Consider the following 3,406-nt stretch of genomic DNA (forward strand, 5'->3'; position numbering starts at 1 on the left):
AGATTATTCCTCTTCGCAACCAGGTTGGCAGGAAAGGCCTTGATCTGCCTGTTGAAGTAATCTGCATGTAGATTATATTCTGCAATTGAATCAACTAATAGACTTTCGATCTCGTACATCTTCTCAAAATAGGGTCCATACAGATTGTATGAGGGGTCAGCATAGAGTTCCTTTTGCAGTACTGCCAGCTCTTCTTCCAGTTCACGGTACAGCTCACTCTGTCTCTCGACTGTATCAGCAGTCTCAAAGCCAGATACCACCTTTTGCAGCGGACGTTGGTCCCCAAGCAGTGAGGCAAGTGTTGCAGCATACTTGAAACGCTCAGAAATCTGCGTTTCCACCGTCTCTCTGGAAAGGGAGGCCTGTCTCTGATACCCACTCAGTCGCCTGACATTGTTGCTGTCAATTCCCAATACTGCGAGGGCCAAAAGAAACACAACAACCGCAATGCTGATTACAGCACTGCGGCGGTCCTTGAAATAGGGCTTTTTATCGGACAATCTTGGTTCCCTTACCCTCATAAAGGGCACCATAGAGATGCTCAGGGTCTGTGATAAGCCCCTCATTACCGGTGGAACGTACAAAGTCAACAATTGCCTGCACCTTGGGAAGCATGCTTCCTGGAGCAAAATGGCCTTCATTGATGTACTGCTCTGCTTCCTCTACGGTAATGGTATCGAGCGTCTTTTGGTCAGGTTTTCCAAAGTTCAAACACACCTTCTCAACAGCAGTAGAGATGACAAACAGATCAGCCTTCAACTCCTTGGCCATTAGGGCTGCTGCCAAATCCTTGTCGATGACTGCCTCACGTCCGGTAAGATACCCCTCTTCATCTCGAACAACAGGGATACCACCACCACCGCCAGCGATAACTATGATGCGGTTCTCCAGCATGGTTCGAATCGTGTCGATTTCCACAATGGCTTTTGGCTTGGGGCTTGCAACAATACGTCTATACCCTCGACCTGCATCTTCTGTGCAGACCCATCCGTCCTTATCCATATGGTATTGTGCATCTTCCTTACTCATAAAGGAACCAATTGGCTTGGTCGGTTTCTGGAATGAAGGATCGTCATCAGATACCTCTACCTGGGTAACCACAGTGGCGACCTGGGGATTGAGTTGAATGCGATTGAACTCATTTTTCAATGCCATCTGTAACTGATACCCGATTGCTCCTTGTGTATCTGCGACACAGCTATCCAGGGGAACAGTGTGCAAGATGGAGCGGGAGAATTCAGCACGAAGCAGGATATAACCTACCTGTGGCCCATTTCCGTGTGCTATGACCACACGATGGCCTGCCTTAACCAATTTTGCAATATGAGCAGCCGTTTTCCGGGCTGCCTCATACTGGGCAGAAACGGTAACATGCTTGGGGTCTTCGATCAGGGAGTTTCCCCCGATGGCAATGACAATTAATTTACTATCCATATTCAATCCTTCCTTACTAATGCAGAACTAGCGTTCAATCCTAATCATAGCATGACTGCAACAAATTGCAACAACTTTACCAAGCAATTTACCTCTTTGGGTATTTGACCCATATCCATTCTTTCAGATACACTTGCGCAAAGTTAAGTGAGGAACCCATGGAAACACAGACAACAGCATTGGACAAAAAAGAGTTCTTTCTCTTTGCCCTGTACATCACAGGAATGATCGTGGTTAACACCGTTGGAAGCAAAATTATCAGCCTCTTTGGTGTAAGGGTATCGGTAGGAATCTTTTTCATGCCTGTGCTCTTCTTGGTTACCGATATTGTAGGAGAGGTAAAAGGTCACCAGCATGCCTCAATCTTCGTAAAGTACTCCATCATTATGCTGGTTATCCTGTTTGTGGTGACAGGCTTGTTTGTCCAGATCAAGCCACATGAGACATGGGACCTGCAGACTCAGTATCAGCAAATTTTTGGCATGAGCATGCGTATGAGCCTGGCAAGCCTTATCAGCTTTGCCATCAGCCAGACAATTGACATCTCAATCTTCCTGCAATTCAAGAAATTGAATAAGGGAAAAATGCTTTGGCTCAGGAACAATCTCAGTACAATGACCAGCCAGTTCATCGATACAGTTATCTTTATGTTTATCGCATTCTACCAACTCACACCTAAGTTTACCGTTGCCTATGTGTTCTCCCTGATCATCCCCTATTGGCTCTTTAAAGTACTCTTTGCCCTTATCGACACCCCGCTCTGTTATCTTGGGGTAAAATGGATGGCAAAACAGAAGTAGTGACTTTCCTTTGGGAAAAAGATTGAGTACCTTTGGTTCAGACGAGTTGCACACTTGTCTGAACGTATTTGTAATATTGGAGGCGCTATGTCTGAACAGGAACTGATGCCGATTGAGCAACTGCTTCCCAATAATCTATTCATACTCCCGGTTACTGGTAATCCGGTGTTCCCAGGACTATTCACCCCGTTGATGATCACTGACAACCAAGATGTCGAAATCGTCAACCAGGCTATAAAGCACGGTGGCTTCCTTGGACTTCTGCTTGTCAAAGAAGACAATGACGAAGAAGAGTACTCAGAGAAAAATCTCTATACGATAGGGACTGTTGCTAAAATCGTTAAGAAAATCAAACTCCCCGATGGAGGAATCAGTATCTTCATCTCAACGCTGAAGCGTTTTGAGACCAAACAGTACTATCCCAGCGGCCCCTATCTGGTCGCAGAGGTTCAGTACCTTGAGGATATCGAAGATGAGCAGGAAGAACTCCGCGCATGGACTCGACTCTTGCTCACTGAAATGAAACAGCTGACTAAGAACAACCAACTCTTCAGTGAAGAGATGCGTCTTAACATGGTCAATATCGACCATCCAGGAAAATTGGCGGATTTCATCGCCAGTATCCTGAATGTAGAGAGAAAACAACAACAGGAAATTCTCGAGACCCTGGTGGTACGGCGACGTATCGAAAAAGTCTTGGTATTTATCAAGAACGAGCAAAACATCGCCCAGGTCCAGGCCAAGATCCAGGCCAGGGTAAACCAGAAGATTGAGAAGAACCAACGGGAGTATTTCCTACGTGAGGAGCTGAAGTCCATCCAACAGGAATTGGGACTTTCCACAAACCCCAAGACCGATCTGATCAACCGCTTGAAGACAAAATTCAAGAACCTTCCCCTATCAGATGAGGCGAAGGAGACCGTTGACCGTGAGATGGGTAGACTTGAGGGAATGGATCCGTCCAGCCCCGAGTATTCCCTTACCAGAACCTATCTGGAGATTATCAGTGACCTTCCCTGGAAGGAACCAAAACCTGAGAACTTCAGCATTGAAAGTGCCAGGAAAATCCTTGAGCGTGACCATTACGGCATGAAGGACGTAAAGGATCGTATCCTTGAGTTCCTCGCAGTACGAAAGAAAAAACAGGACACCAAGGGTTCCATCATCTGTCT

4 protein-coding genes are annotated in these 3,406 nt (G+C 46.2%); 2 read left to right on the top strand and 2 right to left on the bottom strand.

The annotated features are described in order from the left end of the window. Both JF818_RS08440 and arcC read right to left on the bottom strand, forming a co-directional pair. A partial coding sequence (locus JF818_RS08440) for a hypothetical protein (protein ID WP_198891575.1) occupies window positions 1–500 on the bottom strand: 500 nt, incomplete at its 3' end. Continuing rightward, on the bottom strand, window positions 490–1,434 hold the full coding sequence (arcC, locus tag JF818_RS08445; RefSeq protein WP_198891576.1) for a carbamate kinase: 945 nt from the start codon (window positions 1,432–1,434) through the stop codon (window positions 490–492). The genes JF818_RS08440 and arcC, both read right to left, overlap by 11 nt. A gap of 158 nt (window positions 1,435–1,592) precedes the next feature. On the opposite strand from arcC, the gene JF818_RS08450 reads away from it, so the two are divergent. Together JF818_RS08450 and JF818_RS08455 are read left to right on the top strand one after the other, a co-directional pair. Further along, on the top strand, window positions 1,593–2,234 hold the full coding sequence (locus JF818_RS08450; protein WP_198891577.1) for a queuosine precursor transporter: 642 nt from the start codon (window positions 1,593–1,595) through the stop codon (window positions 2,232–2,234). Window positions 2,235–2,321: 87 nt separating this feature from the next. Then, window positions 2,322–3,406 (top strand): LON peptidase substrate-binding domain-containing protein (locus JF818_RS08455; RefSeq protein WP_198891578.1); only part of this gene is annotated, 1,085 nt, incomplete at its 3' end.

The sequence above is a fragment of the Sphaerochaeta sp. S2 genome, assembly GCF_016406725.1.
Taxonomy (GTDB): domain Bacteria; phylum Spirochaetota; class Spirochaetia; order Sphaerochaetales; family Sphaerochaetaceae; genus Sphaerochaeta.

Bases quoted from the DNA above. Each gene is read 5' to 3' on its own strand.
- arcC (WP_198891576.1), bottom strand. From the start codon at position 1,434: ATGGATAGTAAATTAATTGTCATTGCCATCGGGGGAAACTCCCTGATC.
- JF818_RS08450 (WP_198891577.1), top strand. From the start codon at position 1,593: ATGGAAACACAGACAACAGCATTGGACAAAAAAGAGTTCTTTCTCTTT.